The 15,411-nt window shown below is 60.3% G+C and carries 16 protein-coding genes and 2 tRNA genes; 5 read left to right on the plus strand and 13 right to left on the minus strand.

From position 1 onward, the window contains the following. The first annotated feature begins 11 nt into the window (after positions 1–11). The gene (locus ACK3SC_RS15420) at positions 12–332 is read left to right on the plus strand and encodes a DUF5785 family protein (protein ID WP_416841087.1); all 321 of its coding nucleotides are present in this window, start codon (positions 12–14) and stop codon (positions 330–332) included. A 39-nt stretch (positions 333–371) separates the two neighbouring features. Here the strand turns inward: ACK3SC_RS15420 and udk are convergent, their stop codons facing one another. Further along, the gene (udk, locus tag ACK3SC_RS15425; protein ID WP_416841088.1) at positions 372–1,067 is read right to left on the minus strand and encodes a uridine kinase; all 696 of its coding nucleotides are present in this window, start codon (positions 1,065–1,067) and stop codon (positions 372–374) included. Between the two features lie 185 nt (positions 1,068–1,252). Here udk and ACK3SC_RS15430 point away from each other — a divergent pair, with 185 nt between their 5' ends. After that, positions 1,253–2,566 carry an ABC transporter substrate-binding protein gene (locus tag ACK3SC_RS15430; protein WP_416841089.1) on the plus strand — a complete coding sequence of 438 codons (1,314 nt, stop codon included), beginning with the start codon at positions 1,253–1,255 and terminating at the stop codon, positions 2,564–2,566. A 164-nt stretch (positions 2,567–2,730) separates the two neighbouring features. After that, positions 2,731–4,050 (plus strand): right-handed parallel beta-helix repeat-containing protein, encoded by a 1,320-nt coding sequence (locus ACK3SC_RS15435; RefSeq protein WP_416841090.1) that lies wholly within the window; start codon positions 2,731–2,733, stop codon positions 4,048–4,050. Between the two features lie 100 nt (positions 4,051–4,150). Here ACK3SC_RS15435 and ACK3SC_RS15440 read toward each other — a convergent pair whose 3' ends face one another. From ACK3SC_RS15440 to ACK3SC_RS15455, 4 genes are read right to left on the minus strand one after another with little or no spacing between them, the layout of a single operon-like run. Next, positions 4,151–4,912 carry an ABC transporter ATP-binding protein gene (locus ACK3SC_RS15440; RefSeq protein ID WP_416841091.1) on the minus strand — a complete coding sequence of 254 codons (762 nt, stop codon included), beginning with the start codon at positions 4,910–4,912 and terminating at the stop codon, positions 4,151–4,153. Beyond that, complete coding sequence (locus tag ACK3SC_RS15445; RefSeq protein WP_416841092.1) at positions 4,909–5,772, minus strand: ABC transporter ATP-binding protein; 864 nt, start codon at positions 5,770–5,772, stop codon at positions 4,909–4,911. Before ACK3SC_RS15445 ends, ACK3SC_RS15440 begins: the two co-directional genes overlap by 4 nt. Continuing rightward, positions 5,765–7,123, minus strand: a complete 1,359-nt coding sequence (locus ACK3SC_RS15450) for a branched-chain amino acid ABC transporter permease (RefSeq protein ID WP_416841093.1) — start codon at positions 7,121–7,123, stop codon at positions 5,765–5,767. The genes ACK3SC_RS15445 and ACK3SC_RS15450 overlap by 8 nt, the downstream gene beginning before the upstream one ends. Continuing rightward, positions 7,120–8,058 carry a branched-chain amino acid ABC transporter permease gene (locus ACK3SC_RS15455; protein WP_416841240.1) on the minus strand — a complete coding sequence of 313 codons (939 nt, stop codon included), beginning with the start codon at positions 8,056–8,058 and terminating at the stop codon, positions 7,120–7,122. The genes ACK3SC_RS15450 and ACK3SC_RS15455 overlap by 4 nt, the downstream gene beginning before the upstream one ends. Positions 8,059–8,389: 331 nt before the next feature. Here ACK3SC_RS15455 and ACK3SC_RS15460 point away from each other — a divergent pair, with 331 nt between their 5' ends. Together ACK3SC_RS15460 and ACK3SC_RS15465 are read left to right on the plus strand one after the other, a co-directional pair. Beyond that, a complete protein-coding gene (locus ACK3SC_RS15460) occupies positions 8,390–8,875 on the plus strand; it encodes a GNAT family N-acetyltransferase (protein WP_416841094.1) in 486 nt (161 codons plus the stop codon). A gap of 11 nt (positions 8,876–8,886) precedes the next feature. Further along, positions 8,887–8,960: transfer RNA gene (locus tag ACK3SC_RS15465), tRNA-Thr, on the plus strand. Between the two features lie 147 nt (positions 8,961–9,107). Here the strand turns inward: ACK3SC_RS15465 and ACK3SC_RS15470 are convergent. The 8 genes from ACK3SC_RS15470 to sdhC all read right to left on the minus strand — a co-directional run bounded on the left by ACK3SC_RS15470 (position 9,108) and on the right by sdhC (position 15,396). Further along, entirely contained in the window at positions 9,108–10,130 is a 1,023-nt protein-coding gene (locus tag ACK3SC_RS15470) for an alcohol dehydrogenase catalytic domain-containing protein (RefSeq protein WP_416841095.1), read from the minus strand. Positions 10,131–10,240: 110 nt separating this feature from the next. Then, positions 10,241–10,660, minus strand: a complete 420-nt coding sequence (locus ACK3SC_RS15475) for a hypothetical protein (RefSeq protein WP_416841096.1) — start codon at positions 10,658–10,660, stop codon at positions 10,241–10,243. A 412-nt stretch (positions 10,661–11,072) separates the two neighbouring features. Next, a complete protein-coding gene (locus tag ACK3SC_RS15480) occupies positions 11,073–11,291 on the minus strand; it encodes a helix-turn-helix domain-containing protein (RefSeq protein WP_416841097.1) in 219 nt (72 codons plus the stop codon). A 298-nt stretch (positions 11,292–11,589) separates the two neighbouring features. Beyond that, positions 11,590–11,689 (minus strand) — tRNA-OTHER (locus tag ACK3SC_RS15485). 163 nt (positions 11,690–11,852) lie between these two features. Next, positions 11,853–13,688 (minus strand): FAD-binding protein, encoded by a 1,836-nt coding sequence (locus tag ACK3SC_RS15490; protein ID WP_416841098.1) that lies wholly within the window; start codon positions 13,686–13,688, stop codon positions 11,853–11,855. A 57-nt stretch (positions 13,689–13,745) separates the two neighbouring features. Then, on the minus strand, positions 13,746–14,627 hold the full coding sequence (locus ACK3SC_RS15495; protein ID WP_416841099.1) for a succinate dehydrogenase/fumarate reductase iron-sulfur subunit: 882 nt from the start codon (positions 14,625–14,627) through the stop codon (positions 13,746–13,748). A gap of 2 nt (positions 14,628–14,629) precedes the next feature. Further along, a complete protein-coding gene (locus tag ACK3SC_RS15500; protein WP_416841100.1) occupies positions 14,630–15,001 on the minus strand; it encodes a succinate dehydrogenase in 372 nt (123 codons plus the stop codon). Beyond that, positions 15,001–15,396, minus strand: a complete 396-nt coding sequence (gene sdhC / locus ACK3SC_RS15505) for a succinate dehydrogenase, cytochrome b556 subunit (RefSeq protein WP_416841101.1) — start codon at positions 15,394–15,396, stop codon at positions 15,001–15,003. Before sdhC ends, ACK3SC_RS15500 begins: the two co-directional genes overlap by 1 nt. Positions 15,397–15,411: the final 15 nt, after the last annotated feature.

Genomic DNA, 15,411 nt, shown 5'->3' on the forward strand with positions numbered 1-15,411 from the left:
AATCCTCGGGTATGGATTGGCCACACGACCCGGACGGCGAAGAAGGGAGCGAAGGTGGACGGAAGTACGGCCAGGCGATTATCGCGAAGAAACTCAACGAAGACGAGGATTTCCCGCTGAACAAAGCGGAGTTCGTCGAAGAGTTCGGTGACGACCCAGTCCGACTCGACTACGAGCGCGTCGTCTCTGTCGCGGACATCTTCGAGCACGTCGAAGGCGACGAGTTCGGTGACTTCGTCGAACTGCACAAGGCCGTCGGGAAGGCCATGCGCGAAAACGGCTTTTGGTTCTACGAGGGTGCGGACAAGTTCGTCAAGAGCCAGAAGGCATAATCGGGCCGATTCACTCTTCTCACGACTCGCTGCAACCGATTAGTTGTGGGGCTCGTCGAAGCCAGTCCGTTCGTTGACTTCCTGTTCGAGGGCCTCGCGTTCCCACGTGCGCGTCTCGTCGCCTTCGACTTCGGCCTGAACTTTCTCTTCGAGAAGCGTGACGGCGACGCTGTTGGCTCCTTCGGGGATGATGAGGTCTGCGTGTTTCTTCGTCGGTTCGATGAACTGTTCGTGCATCGGCTTGACCGTCGAGAGATACTGGTCGATGACGCCTTGCAAGTCGCGGCCACGGTCGATGGCGTCACGCTGGATACGGCGAAGGATTCGAACGTCGGCGTCTGTCTCGACGTAGAGGCGCAAGTCGAGCATCTCGTTGACGTTCTCGTCGTAGAGTGCGAGAATCCCTTCGAGAATGATGACGTCGGTTGGTTCGACGGTCACTCGGTCCGGTTTGCGATTGTGAATCTCGAAATCGTACTGCGGCATCTCGACCGGTTGCCCTTCGAGCAGTGCTGCCAGTTGCTCGCGGAGGAGTTCCCACTCGAACGCGGAGGGATGGTCGTAGTTCATCTTCTCGCGTTCGACCATGTCCAGATGGCTCTGGTCTTTGTAGTAGTTGTCAATCGGAATCCGTGTCACAGACTCACCGACGTTTTCCGTGATGAGTCGAGCCACGGTGGTCTTTCCGGCACCACTGCCCCCGGCGATGCCGATGACGAACGACGGAATAGTCATCTACCCAAAAACACCGCGCGATGGGTTTGAACACAGCGATTCATGGCGTTCACCACTCACTATATAATACACGATGGTGGATGATGGCACTCGGATGTCTCTCGCACCGCCGTCCAGCGCAATTTTGGCGGTTTCAAAAACACATGGAGTAAATTTTATAAGCAGTAGTTGCTATTGGCTCACACATGGTACGTGATATCGTACGCCGCGACTTCCTCAAGGGAGTGGGAGCCGCGGGCGCGGCAGGCTTGACTGGACTATCTGGATGTATCGGTGGCGGAGGCGGCTCCGCTGGACCTGACGGACTGGTCGTCATCGGGTACCCCGAGAGTGGTATCCAACTATTCCGTGACTACTACAGCGCCTCCGACGGGAGCGAGCCAATTCTCGTTCCTGACGGACTGCGCTCCGGGTCGATGCCCGGGCAGGTCGGTAACGACATGGAGAACGTCACCGGGACGGCACCGGCGGCAGGCGGTCCGAACCAATCGACGTTCAACCAACTGTTCGAAGACGAATACGGCGCTGCACCCGGTGTCTTCACGTCACAGTGTTACGACTCCGTCGCAATCCAACTGCTATCGAACGCCGCTGCCGGTGAAAACTCCGGCCCGGCTATCAGAGACCAGATGCGCCGGATGGCCAACCCCGGCGGCATGACTGTCGGCCCAAGCAACCTCGTCGAAGGTATCGAAGCGGCCGCAAACGGCGAAGACATCGACTACCAGGGTGCGTCTTCCTCGGTCAACTTCGACGAGAAGGGTGACCCGGCAGAGGCAGCCTACGCCATCTGGGAGTTCGACGCAGCGAACGACAGCACGACGGACGTCGACAAGCAGAGTTTCCAGGGCGAAAACCCCGGCGGCGCAGGCCCGTCCGCGGACAGCGGCCCCGGCGGAACCGACCGCGACATGACCGTCGGTATCCTCCTGCCCGAAACCGGTGACCTCGCAGCAGTTGGTCAGCCGATGATTCAGGCAGCACAGATTCCGGTGAAGCAGGTCAACGATGCGAACCCAGCAGGGCTCAGCGTCACCGCCGAAATCGAAGACACGCAGACGTCCCCGGACGCTGGTGTCGCCGCCGCACAGTCGCTCGTCTCCGCAGGCGTGCCGTCTGTGTGTGGTTCGGCGTCGTCCGGTGTGAACGTCCCTGTCTCACAGCAGGCGTTCATCCCGAACGAAATCGTCGGCTGTTCGCCGTCCTCGACGGCACTGTCCGTCTCCGACCTCGACGACAACGACTTCATCTTCCGGACTGCACCGTCTGACTTCCTGCAGGGGCGCGTCATGGCGCAGGTCATGTCTGACCGCCTCGAAACGGACACCGTCTCGACGTTGTACGTCAACAACGACTACGGTCAGCAGCTGTCCGAGCGCTTCAGCAACGTCTTCGCAGACGAGTTCGGCGGCGAAGTCTACCACCAGGTCGCCTTCAACATCGGGGAGTCCTCGTACTCCTCCGTCATCGAGACGGCGCTCTCTGGACCGGACAACTAAGCGACGAACCAATCCCGACTTTTCTTTCGACGCCGCAGGGTGAGCGGCAGTGCCGGGTGTCGATAGCGACGTCCGTATTCGGTGACGTTCGACCCGCCGCAGATAATGTCTGAAAAACCACACTAACACAAGGCATATGATTGACAAGACATCAGATTGTCACGATGGACGACCGAATCAATCGGCGCGATCTGGTCCGGAGTGGAACCGTCGCCAGTGTCGCAGCGCTGGCAGGATGCAGTTCGTTGCGTCCAGACACCGAAGAGCGGGAATCGGAGACGAGAACAGACGGTGGGACGACCACCGACGCACAGACGCCGGAAGAGCAGACGGACGGTCGGTCACCGTCGGAGTTCCACACCCCACTCGGAACTCGTCTCGCAGACCGGTTCGTCGAGAGCCACGACGACGACCCACTGGTCCTCGACGCCGAGGCGGCGCTCGAAGAACCGGGGGAACTCGTCTTCGGAACCGCGACGTACACCACAGACCAGTTGCAGACGCCAGACCGTGTCGATTACAACGACAACTCGTACTACTTTCGAGGGGCCGGCGTCCGCAACACCGCACTCGTGAAGCAACCGACCGACGGCGACTTCATCCGCTTCGACGACGGCCGGGAAGACGAATTCGGAAACTTCGGTGGCGTCTCGAAGATGGCCGTCTACGGCGGAAAGAACAGCCACGAACGAGCGTCGAAGGGGAACCTCATCCACTCGACAGGGCTGATAATCGACCTCCTGTTCGAGAACCTCATCGTCCGCTACGGCTACGACGACGGCATCCACGTCGAACGGTCTGCGGACGGGGTGCGGCTCCACAACTCGTGGGTCGAGAACAACGATGGATGGGGCATCGTCTTCGATGGCGGCACCCGTGCCAAGGTATCGAACCTGCACATCATCCAGAACGGTGACGGTGGGTTCCGGTTGAACACGGATTGGAGTCAGGTCACCGGCCTCTCACTCTATCAAAACACACCCGGTCTCGAGGTCAGAAGCGAGAGCTGTTCGGTGAGCAACGTGTACAACAAGGAGTCAGGCCTCGGCGTCCACGAACGAGGGAACGCGACGAACAACAATTACTCGAATCTCGCGTTCCAGCGCGTCGAAACCGGCATCCTGACCGATGGACACGCCTCGACGTGGAACAACGTCGCCGCGCAGGATACGGACACAGTGATGCACATCCGCGGCAACCGACACGTGGTCACGGGCGTCAACGCACGAGACTCGACGCTCCACGTGGGGTCGAACGCGACGGAGAACGTCCTGAGCAACGTCGTCGCCGACGTCGAAGACCGAGGCGTTCGAACCGTCGTGAACGGTCAGGCGACGAACGACGGTGACCCACGCGACGGCGGCGAGTGGCACGGTCACGCGCCGTTCGCCCACACCGTGAACGCTCTCGTCTGGGACACGTCGACGTCGCCGCGAACAGGGTTCCGAGCAGATGGTCAGGGAACGTGGCATCCCGTCGGTTGACGTGTCGGTGTCGTCTTCGGTGGACACGTCGGTCGGTGTCGAGATACACCCACCGGTAGTCGGCTAGACGAGGTCCAAAAATCGTACCGGTCGGGTGTCGTTACCCGCCGAGGAAGTCCTGACGAACCTGTTCGTCTTCGAGGAGCGCAGCCCCGCGGTCCATGTAGCGGTTCTGCCCGTTTGCGAGGACGTAGCCGCGGTCACAGCGTCGAAGCGCCTCTTTGGCGTTCTGTTCGACCATCAGGATAGCCGTGCCTGCCTCGTTGATTTCGTCGATTTTGTCGAACATCTCCTGAACGAGGTCAGGTGCCAGCCCCGCCGACGGCTCGTCGAGGAGGAGCAAGTCGGGGTCGAGCATGAGGGCCCGGCCCATCGCGAGCATCTGCTGTTGCCCGCCGGACATGGTCCCTGCCTTCTGGTCCTTGCGTTCTTCGAGGATGGGGAATCGGTCGTAGACCGCTCGAATCGCATCCTGTGGCACCTCGTCGAGGATGTACGCACCCATCTCGAGGTTCTCTTCGACCGTCAGCGCCGGGAAGATGTTGTCGTTCTGTGGGACGTACCCGATGCCGACGTGGATGATATCTTCGGGTCGGCTGCCGGTGATGTCCTCGTCTTTGAACTGAATCGTCCCACCCATGTGGGCGGTCAGTCCGAAGACGGACTTCATCGTCGTCGACTTGCCGGCACCGTTCGGACCGACGATGGTGACGTACTCACCGTCGTACACGTCCATGTCCACGTCGGTGAGAATCTGCAGGTCGCCGTACCCGGCGTCGAGGTTGCGGACGCGCAGCAACCAGTCGCTGCGGTCTTCGACACCGCCACCGCTCGTGGCGCTCGTGTTCGCGTCGACGCTCATACGTTGCCTCCGAGGTAGGCCTCGATGACTTCTTCGTTGCTCCGGATGTCGTCGGGCGTGCCCTCCGTGAGGACCTTCCCTTGGTGGAGCACGATGACGTGTTCACAGTTGTTCATGATGAGATCCATGTCGTGTTCGACGAGCAGGAACGTGTAGCCCTGTTCGCGAAGTTCGTGGACGTGTTCGAGTAGCTTCTTTTCGAGCGTCGGGTTGACCCCGGCGAACGGTTCGTCGAGGAGCAGCATGTCGGGGTCCGTGAGGAGTGCCCGAGCCATCTCCAGCAGTTTCCGCTGCCCGCCAGAGAGGTTGCCAGCGTACTCGTGGGCGATGTGGTCGATGTCGAAGAAGTCGAGGACTTCCCAGACACGTTCGAGGAGTTCCTCTTCTTGCTCGCGAACGTCGTCGCGGACGCCCGGCGTGACCGAGCGCCACAGCGCCTCACCTTTCTGGTGCTTCGGTGCGAGCATCATGTTCTCGAGGACGGTCATCTCGCTCAGTTCCCGAGCAATCTGGAACGTCCGGACCATCCCACGGTTCGCGATCTCGTGGGGTTCGAGGCCCGTGATGTCCTCGCCGTTGAAGATGACAGTCCCAGCGTCGGGTTTGAGCATCCCCGTGATGAGGTTGAACGTCGTGGACTTGCCGGCACCGTTCGGACCGATGAGGCCCGTGAGCGTTCCGGCTTCCACTTCGAACGAGGCGCCGTCGACAGCGGTAATGCCACCGAAAGACTTCCGCAGTCCTTCGACCTTCAGTGGGAACTGTTCTGAGGTGTCGACACCGGATGCGAACGCACCAAGTGCCCCGTCGTCGGGCTTGTTTGCGACTTCGTCGACAGGCGGAGTCGACGCATCACTCATCGTCTTCACCTCCTTCGATACCACCGTCGGTACGAATCGCTTCGTCGGTGCCGCCGTCGGCCGCAGTCATCGACTTCGGACGGTTCAGCGAGATGACGGAGGCAGTCTCTTTACGGTGACCGAGGAGCCCTTCTGGCCGGTTGTGCATCAGCCAGATGAGCACCAGCCCCATCACCACGAGTTGGAGTTGCCGGATGCTGTCGACCGTGTAGAGCAAGAACGGCACGGGGTCGAACGAACTGATGAGCGGCGAAATCGCCTGTCCGAACCCAGGAGGTGAGTCGAGGTTGGGGAAGACGGTACCCACGAGGTTCTGGAAGTAGCGCGGCCCCTGATAGAGAACTGTTGCGAACACTGCGCCACCGAGGACGCTGCCGGTGTTCGACCCTGCACCACCGATGATGAGGGCAATCCAGATGAAGAACGTCACGCGCGGCCGGAAGAAGTTCGGCGTCACAGCACCCTGCGGCATGAGCCAGAGGATGCCGGCGAGGCCCATCAGGGCACAGCCGAGCATGAACGACTTGATTTTGAAGCCGTCAGTGTTCTTTCCGAGCGCGTTTGCCACGTCTTCGTCCTCTCGAATCGCCTTCAGCACGCGGCCGAACGGCGACTCACCGGTTCGCTTGAGTAGCCAGTAGTAGACGACGACGAAGCCGAGGAGCAACACTCCGTAGACGAGTCCATCGACGACCGGTTTGGGGTTCGTCGGGACAATCACTCTGAAGGCGTCGACGACGCCATTGTAGACACCCCAGAGCCCAATCGCCTGCAACAGTGCCTGAAGTGGCGGCGTGAAGTCGAGGATGAGCCCCGACCCGCCACCGAATCCGACTCTCGTCCCCATGAGCGAGAACGCCTGAAGGTCACCGGAGAGGAAGCTGAACCGGACGATTTCTGACATCGCAATCGTCACGATGGCGAGGTAGTCCGCCCGCAACCGCAGCGCCGGTAAGGCGACCACCAGTCCGAGGATGGCCGCAGCGAGCATCCCAGCGAGAATGCCGACCCACAGCGGGAGGCCGAGTCCCCCAACCTGAGCGGCACCGCCAGCGACGTACAGTGGTTTCGAGACGAGGGCCATCACGTACACACCGACGGCCATGAAGCCGACGATACCGATGTTGAACAGCCCCGTGTACCCCCAGTGGAGGTTGAGCGCGAGCGACAGCATCGCGAAGACGCCGATGTAGAACGTCAGCGTCGCGATGGAGTTGAGTTGGCCACGCAGGTCGTATCCGAGTACGACACCCGCGAGAAGGTACAGCAGGTACGCGGATGCGATGACCAAGACGATAAGTCCCGTGTCGCCGCCCGGAACGCGAGCAGCGACGTCTTCTCGAACGCTCATGCAGTCGACCTCCCGCTAAAGAGACCAGACGGTTTCACGAGCAGGATGACGATCATCACGACGAAAGCCGCGGCGCGAGCGAAGGCCGAGGGAATCCACAGGACCGACATCGAGGCAGTAAGCCCGATGACGAGTCCACCAGTGATTGCACCGTAGATGGAGCCAATCCCGCCGAGGATGACCGCTGCGAAGATGAGCAGCAGCAAGAGCCACCCGTCGTTGAAGCCGAGCGTTCCTTTCCAGAGGACGAACATGTAGCCGGCGATGCCGGTGAGGCCCCCGCCGATAATCCACGTCGAGCGAACGACGCGTTCGGTTGGAATCCCGGTGATGAGTGCGAGGTCCTTGTTGTCGGCCATCGCACGCATCGCCTTCCCGAGTTTCGTCCGCTGTAAGAGCAGGTGGACGCCAATCATCAGCCCAGAGGCGACGATGAGAAGGGTGATGTCGTGTGCGTTGATGAACACAGTCCCGTCGAGAAGGTAGAGCCCAACCGACGGTGGCTGTGACGTTGTGCCGCGAACGTCCGACCCGAAGACGAACTGCATCAGGTAGCGGAGTGCGAACGCGACACCGATACTCGTGATGAGAAGCGTGATTCCGTCTTCGTTACGCACCGGTTTGAAGATGAAACGGTCCACACCGAGCGCCAGCGCGATCGCGAACGAGCCGGCGACGATGATGCCTGCGACGACTGCTAACGGTGTCGACAACATCCCGAGACCGAGCGACCCCCCGTAGACGGAACCACCCGCACCGACGAGGAGCAGAGCACCGATGTCTGCGCGTCCGAGGCCGGCGATGAGATACGTCGTCGCCCACCCAGAGAACGCACCGGCCGTGATGTAGTCACCGTGTGCGAAATTCGCGAAGTTCAAAATACTGTACGTCATCGACAACCCGATACCAGCGAGGCCAATTACGAGGCCACGCATCAGGCCGTCCCAGACGAGCGTGCCGATATCGGCAATCTTCGTCTGACCGGTTGCTAACCCGAGGAGGAGGTCACCGAGCAGTACTGCTGCGATGACTCCCAGTACGAGCGCGAACGGACGCTCGATGGCAAAGGACCTCCCACGGGAGTAGGTTTCGGCGATACCCATTGATAACTATCCTCATGGTATGAGGGGCCGATTAACAGACATAAATCTTTCTTATGCGATTGGCGGGCGAATAGCGAGGCAGACTACCTGCGGGGTCTCGATTGGGCGGGGAAATACAGCGTAGGCGATACTTAAAAACACTCTCGGAGGCGATAGTACCGGTATGCAGGTGACGGTCGCCGAGATATCCGACCTCGACGTGCTGGCAGACATGTGGGTCGAACTGGCTCACGGACAGCGAGCGTTTGGGTCACATCTCTTCGCGGACACGAATCGGAAGCAGGTTCGCGAATCGCTCGCTCAGCACGTCGCGTTCGACGGTGTGCTCGTCGCGCGCGACGAGAGCGACGACATCCACGGATTCGTCATGTTTGAAGTCGGCTCCGGGAGGTACGACCAGGACGTGACGCGTGGCACCATCAGCAACCTGTTCGTCGTCTCGGAGAGACGCGGCGAGGGAGTCGGGAGTCGCTTGCTCTCGGCCGCCGAGGAACGACTCCACGAGGCCGGGGCCGACGTCGTCGGTCTCGAGGTCATGGCAGACAACGAATCCGGCCGGAAATTCTACCGACGGCACGGGTATCGTCCGCACCGAATCGAACTGGAGAAATCGATACAAAACGATACACACTCAAAGGAGGACCGATAATCCGAACTTGCGCTAGGGGAGCATGGGCGGTTCATGCACTCGACTTGTAATCGAGACTTCGTGGGTTCAAATCCCACTCCTAGCTTTCTTCTGCGGAGCAGCGCGACGAAGAGAACGCGGAGCGTGGGATTTGAATCAAGGAGCGAGCACAGTGAGCGACTGAGGTTCAAATCCCACTCCTAGCTTTCTGCTGCGGAGTAGTGCGACGAAGAGAGCTGACAGAAGGATACGTCTACGAGTGAGAGGTGGTGACGACGAGTTTTCCGACGCTCTCGCGGTTCTGCATGGCTTCGAAGGCGGCGGCAGTCGCTTCGAGGGGGTACGTCTCGTCGATTTCGGGGACCAGTGAGCCGTCGGCGACGAGCTTCACGAGGGTTTCGAGGTCCAGTTGCGTGCCCATCGTACTCCCGATGAGTTGCTTGTGTTTGAGGAACAAGCCGGGGATGTCCACCTCAGAATATCGTCCAGCGGTCCCACCGCAGACGACCATCCGCCCACCGCGGCGAAGTACGCCGAGGCCGAGTTGTGTGTAGTCACCGCCGAGATGATTCAACACGGCATCCGGGGTTCCGATAGCTCGAACTGCGCTCTCGATTTCGTCGGGGTCAGTCGAGTGAATCGCGTGGTCGAGGCCGAGGTCCTCCATTCTGTCGAGTTTCGTGCGCGAGGACGACGTGCCGACGGTCTCCGCGCCGAGAACACCGGCGAGTTGGATGCTGGCGACACCAACGCCACCCGTCGCACCGGGGACGAAGACGAGGTCCGTCGGTCCGACGTCGGCCCGGCGAAGCATGTGGTACGCGGTCATGTACGCCGTAGGGAGGGCGGCGGCGTCTGTCATTGAAACGTTCTCGGGAAGCCTGACGAGGCGACGCGCGTCGACGAGAGCGGCTTCTGCGAGGCCGCCGTGATACAACGAAAACGATTCACAGAGATTCTCGGGGCCTTCGTAACAGAACCGACACGCGCCACAGGTCTGATTCGGACAGAGGACGACGCGGTCACCAGGACTGACCGCAGTCACGCCGTCGCCCACGGACCGAACTTCGCCAGCGAGGTCGAGGCCGCTGACGAACGGAAGGTCGTCGTCGTCGAACCGCGTGTCTGCGCCCTCCAGAATCCAGAGGTCGTGTCGGTTTATCGAGGCCGCCTCCACGTCGACGACTGCCTCTTCCGGCCCCGGTTCTGGGGTTGGTCGGTCGAGTATCGAGACGCCGTCCGGACCGGTCAAGTCAGTGAAGGCTGCAACGCGCATCGCATCGTACTTGGTGTGTCCAGCGTAAAAGAACAGAGGCCCGCGAAGACCAAACAGGACGACGAGAACACTCGCAGTGGTGAGACGTGGACGACTGGGTAGCTGACCCGTCAGTTCCGACGGGACGGTGGCCGAACTCGAATGAGAAGAAGTGACCCCGGAACACCGAGAACGAGTGCACGAAACGGATTATGCTGGATGATAATGTCCGGGTTGAGCGGTTCTGACTGCAGGTCGGTAATTCGGATACACGAGTAGTAGACGGTGACGTGTGTCAGCGTGTATGCGAACGCCGCCGGAACGACGATTGGATACTGAATTCCACCGATTGCGAGTGCCTCGAACGCGAACGCAGTAAGTGCCGATATCGAGAGCAGGTTCCCCAGTTGGAGGGTGATGCCGGTCACCGCAGTGATTGCAGTGTCGAACAGCGACGCACCGTACGGTGTGTACGTGAGTGCAGTTACGACAGCAATTGCTCCGAGGAGGAGTCCGGCGAGCAATCCAGCGCCTGCATACACATACTCCATTAGGGTGTGATACGGAGTGCTCGAAGTACTCGAATTTAGTTCTACCTCTGCCATTATCGCTGAAGAAAATCAGGGCACGTCACGCTGTGACACGTGACAGCATTTTATCTGGATTGAGAACGTCACTTCGGTATGAACCCGACGGACAAGTTCATGCTCGCGGCGACGCTTCTCATCTTCGCGCTGCTCGCCATCGGCATACTTCTCGCACTCGTGTAGGGAGAAAACTTATGTGATATTCATTATGGATATTAGATACCATGCCACGATGTCAGAACTGTGACTCGTTCGTGACACCGGCGTATGCTCGCGTATTCACGCCCGATGGGATGGATAACCCGCGAGTGTGCCCAAACTGTGAGGACATGGTTCGCGACGGTGCACAGGTTCGAGAAGCTCGGTCCCCGAGAAATCACTGAACGAGGTGGTACCGTTCGGCCTCTTGCCGAACGAGCCCACGCTTACAGAGCGTACTGAGAATACTGTAGAGAGAGATTTTCTTCATTTCGAGGCCATCTTGCAGCTCGGTGATGGACGAACCATCGTGTGTTGTGAGATACAGATACACGAGCTTTGCCGAGGGGGATTCGAGCTCACCGGGGAGCTCGATTTTTGGAACCGTCTGTTGCATGGTCGTTGTCGTTCTCTGTGCTTCGACGATAATAAAACTCTCTTACAACAATCGTCGAAATTCAAATGGCGCGACTGAGGCCGTCAACTACTCAGATTTGAGAGAATCGTTGAATTCGTCACGAACATACATGCGACAATATACGCCTTTTGACGGCCCATACTTCGACTGTCGTCGAAGATGGTGTGAGCAAGCTATCGAGGACTGTGACCGGTCGAACCGGTTTCGAGTCGTGTCGCATCGAGAGGTTTCGAGTTGAATCGCGCCGAGAGGTTTCGAGTCGAATCACGCCGAGAACTGGAAGGGGCGGGAGTCGAACCACGCGAAGCCATTGCAAATCACCGACGTCGACCGTCACAGGTCACTGCCGGTGTGCTCTACCACTGAGCCACCCTTCCGGGCGGAGATACGGGTTGTCCGAGCAAATAGCCGTTGGTCGGGTCACTCGTCGTCGTCGCTCGGTTTTGTCCGGAATGTGGACGGTTCGACGAGTCGGCGCGAGTGCGCTGTGAGGGGAAACTCGAAAGAAGTGTTCGGTCGCTCGTCGCCGAGGAGACGAGCCTAGTAGCTTCGAATCTTTGGCTCGTACGTCTTGTTCTCGCCTTCGAGGATGACTGGCTTGTACCAGAGTTCCGGTTCGCCGTCGTTCCACGAGAGGAGCGTGTGCTTGAGCCACTCTTCGTCACGGCGTTCCTGGTACTCTTTGCGCCAGTGGGCACCACGGAACTCGTTGCGGGCGAGTGCACCGAGGGTGATGCCTTCGGCGATGTCGAGGATGTTGCGCGTCTCCAGCGTCTGGAGGAGGTCTGTGTTGAACGTCCGGGACTTGTCGGCCACGAAGACGTCCAGATACAGTTCGCGTGCTTCGCGGATGTCGCGAAGCGCCTGCTTGAGACCTTCCTTCTCACGGAAGACGTTCACGTTGCGCGTCATAGACTTCTGGACGCGCTCGCGAATCTCTGCGTGCTGGATACCGTCTTCTTTCTCCAGCAACGTGTCGATGGTCTCGCGTTCCTCGTCGACCACTTGCTGGACGAGGTCGCTGCCGGAGGCGGCGGTTGCCGCTCCTCCGTCGGCGGCGACGTCTTCACCGAGGCCCGATTCACCGAGTGGAACCGGTGACTCGATTTCGGCTTCCTCGTAGTCGCCGACTTTGCCGGTCGTAATCTTCGCGTCGTCCATCTCCTTGCCAGCGGCGTGGTGGCCGGCGCGCTTGCCGAAGACGATGAGTTCGGGGAGCGCGTTGCCGCCGAGTCGGTTCCCGCCGTGGACGGAGGCACAGGCACACTCGCCTGCCGCGTACAGACCGCTGATACACGTCTCGCCGTTCTCGTCTGTCTCGATGCCGCCCATCGCGTAGTGCTGACCGGGCTTGACCGGCATCGGTTCGACGAGGCCGTCGACGCCTTCGAAGTCCTCTGCGAGGTGGAGGATGTTCTCGAGACGGTCGAGGATGCGCTCCGTGCCGAGGTGGCGCATGTCGAGGTGGACGTACTCGTCTTCGATGCCACGGCCCTCGTTGACCTCCGTCAACTCGGCGCGTGAAACAACGTCACGAGAGGCGAGTTCGCCCGCGTTGTTGGCGTATCCGTACTCGAACATGAAGCGCTCGCCCTCTTCGTTGTAGAGGATACCACCTTCACCGCGGACACCCTCGGAGATGAGAACGCCCGTCGAAGGCAGGGTCGTCGGGTGGAACTGGATGAACTCCATGTCCTCCATGGGGACGCCCGCGCGATACGCCATCGCGACGCCGTCGCCGGTGTTGGAGACAGCGTTCGTGGTGTGGTCGTAGGCCTGTCCGAGGCCGCCAGTCGCGATGATGACGCCGTTGCGGGCGTGGAAGCCCTCGACCTTACCGGTCTGAACGTCGATGGCGACGATGCCTGAACAGGTGCGGTCCTCAGGCTTCTCTTCGTCGGTGACGGCGAGTCGCGTCACGTGCCACTCGTCGTAGACCTTGATGCCGCGCTTGACGAGTTGCTCGTACATCGTGTGGAGCAACTGGTGGCCGGTCTCTGCACCCGCGTAGGTCGTTCGCGGGAACGAGAGGCCGCCGAACGGTCGCTGACTGACGCGACCGTCCTCGTCGCGGGAGAACGCCATCCCCCAGTGTTCGAGGTTGATGGTCTCTTTCGGACTGTCCTTACAGAGGGTCTCGGCAGCCGGTGCGTCGGCCAGATAGTCCGAGCCCTTCATCGTGTCGTACGCGTGGTCCTCCCACGAGTCGGCCTCGCGGAGTGCGGCGTTGATACCACCCTCGGCCGCGCCCGTGTGACTTCGGACCGGATGGAGTTTCGACACGATGGCCACGTCGGCTCCTTCCTCGTCTGCCGCAATCGCCGCACGCAGGCCTGCCCCGCCCGCGCCGACTACGATAACGTCGTGTTCGTACATGGTGTGTGTTTGAGTGTGTCGTAGGGTTGTTCTGACTTCAGGGTTTCACCGGGAAGTTTACCAGAACTTCAGGTTGTTCTTGATCGCCTCGCGCTTGAGTTCCTGGATGTGCTCGGTCAGCGGGATATCCTTCGGGCACACCTCAGTACAGGAGAACTGCGTCTGGCACCGCCAGACACCGTGTTCTTGTTCGAGGATCTCGAGACGGTGCTGCTTCATGTCCTCGCCTTCGCGTTCGTCCATCGCAAAGCGGTAGGCTTTGTTGATGGCCGCCGGGCCGAGGTACTCGTTGTCGCCGGCCGCGATGTTACACGAGGACATACAGGCGCTACACCAGATACAGCGAGTCGACATCTTGACCTTCTCGCGGTTCTCCCGGGTCTGACGCTGTTCGTCGAGTTCGCCGTCGGGAAGCGAGTTGGTCTGGAAGTACGGTTCGACCGCTTCCATCTGGTCGTAGAAGTGCTCCATGTCGACGACGAGGTCTTTGACCACGTCGGCGTGCGGGAGCGGTTCGATACGCACGGGTTCTGCGAGGTCCGACAGCTGCGTCTTACAGCCGAGTCGCTGCGACCCGTTGACGAACAGTGCGTCGGAGCCACAGATGGCCTGCCGGCACGAGTGCCGGAAGGTCAACGACGAGTCGTAGTGGTCTCGCGCCCACATCAGGGCGTCGAGGACGGTCATCCCCTGTTTGTACGGGACGTAGAAGTCGTCGAAGCGAGGTTCCTGTTTATCCGGTATCTCGGGATCGTACCGGAAGACCTTCAGATGGTACGTATCGTCGTCGGAGCGCGCTTTGTCGGCCGCTTCGGCCTCACGCTGTTCCTGAATACGTTCCGCGCGTTCGCGCTTCTTCTGGTCACGCTTCTGTTTGCCGGGTGAGACCGACTCAGCGGACGATTCGTCTTCGACTCGTTCGGGAACTTGCGTACTCATGGTTAGATGGGAACACCTCCGGCCCACGCGAGTGCGGTTCGGACGCCCTGCACGATGACGAGGAGGCTACCGAGACCGAGAATCACCTTCACTGCCGTCTTGCGGGACCCCGAGAGGCCCTGATTGACGAGGGCGTTGTAGACGCCGTTGACGCCGTGGAACGTCGCGGTGATGAGGAACAGAATCATCAGCGAGAAGTACGTCAACTGCTCCATTCGCGCCTGCGAGAGGGCGAACGTCACTTCGTCTGCGTGGTTGAGGAAGTGAAGCAGGAAGAAGTGGAATGCCAATACGATGACGAGGAACGCGGCGGTGAGGCGCTGCCACAGCCACCGGCGTCCGCCTGGCTCGAAGGACGTGTATCGTTCTGCCATTAGATGCTCACCCCTGAGAGGAAGGTGGGAATACTCGCAATGACGATGACACCCGTGAGGATAAGCGACGCGTAGAAGCTCTTGTCCTGAGCTTCCAGCCCGACGCCCAGGTCGACGAACAGCAGTCGAACTCCGTTGAGGATGTGGAACACCGCCACGGCGAGCAGCCCAACTTCGAGGATACGCACGACGAGGAGGCTCTCCAGTGCCTGAATCGTATTCGTGTACGTCGCCGCGCCCGAGAGGGCCGTCGACAACACGGCAATGTGGGTGAACAAGTACCCCACAAGCACCCAGCCGGTGAATTTGTGGAATATCCAGGCCCACATGCCGGCCGAGAACTCCCGCCATCGACTGAAGTCCTCGATGAGGCCCCGATTGTAAGACTGACTCATGCTCTTGTGAGCGTC

Source organism: Haloferax sp. DFSO52 (assembly GCF_048158745.1).
GTDB lineage: Archaea > Halobacteriota > Halobacteria > Halobacteriales > Haloferacaceae > Haloferax.

Bases quoted from the DNA above. Each gene is read 5' to 3' on its own strand.
- ACK3SC_RS15420 (WP_416841087.1), top strand. From the start codon at position 12: ATGGATTGGCCACACGACCCGGACGGCGAAGAAGGGAGCGAAGGTGGA.
- udk (WP_416841088.1), bottom strand. From the start codon at position 1,067: ATGACTATTCCGTCGTTCGTCATCGGCATCGCCGGGGGCAGTGGTGCC.
- ACK3SC_RS15430 (WP_416841089.1), top strand. From the start codon at position 1,253: ATGGTACGTGATATCGTACGCCGCGACTTCCTCAAGGGAGTGGGAGCC.
- ACK3SC_RS15435 (WP_416841090.1), top strand. From the start codon at position 2,731: ATGGACGACCGAATCAATCGGCGCGATCTGGTCCGGAGTGGAACCGTC.
- ACK3SC_RS15440 (WP_416841091.1), bottom strand. From the start codon at position 4,912: ATGAGCGTCGACGCGAACACGAGCGCCACGAGCGGTGGCGGTGTCGAA.
- ACK3SC_RS15445 (WP_416841092.1), bottom strand. From the start codon at position 5,772: ATGAGTGATGCGTCGACTCCGCCTGTCGACGAAGTCGCAAACAAGCCC.
- ACK3SC_RS15450 (WP_416841093.1), bottom strand. From the start codon at position 7,123: ATGAGCGTTCGAGAAGACGTCGCTGCTCGCGTTCCGGGCGGCGACACG.
- ACK3SC_RS15455 (WP_416841240.1), bottom strand. From the start codon at position 8,058: ATGCGTGGCCTCGTAATTGGCCTCGCTGGTATCGGGTTGTCGATGACG.
- ACK3SC_RS15460 (WP_416841094.1), top strand. From the start codon at position 8,390: ATGCAGGTGACGGTCGCCGAGATATCCGACCTCGACGTGCTGGCAGAC.
- ACK3SC_RS15470 (WP_416841095.1), bottom strand. From the start codon at position 10,130: ATGCGCGTTGCAGCCTTCACTGACTTGACCGGTCCGGACGGCGTCTCG.
- ACK3SC_RS15475 (WP_416841096.1), bottom strand. From the start codon at position 10,660: ATGGAGTATGTGTATGCAGGCGCTGGATTGCTCGCCGGACTCCTCCTC.
- ACK3SC_RS15480 (WP_416841097.1), bottom strand. From the start codon at position 11,291: ATGCAACAGACGGTTCCAAAAATCGAGCTCCCCGGTGAGCTCGAATCC.
- ACK3SC_RS15490 (WP_416841098.1), bottom strand. From the start codon at position 13,688: ATGTACGAACACGACGTTATCGTAGTCGGCGCGGGCGGGGCAGGCCTG.
- ACK3SC_RS15495 (WP_416841099.1), bottom strand. From the start codon at position 14,627: ATGAGTACGCAAGTTCCCGAACGAGTCGAAGACGAATCGTCCGCTGAG.
- ACK3SC_RS15500 (WP_416841100.1), bottom strand. From the start codon at position 15,001: ATGGCAGAACGATACACGTCCTTCGAGCCAGGCGGACGCCGGTGGCTG.
- sdhC (WP_416841101.1), bottom strand. From the start codon at position 15,396: ATGAGTCAGTCTTACAATCGGGGCCTCATCGAGGACTTCAGTCGATGG.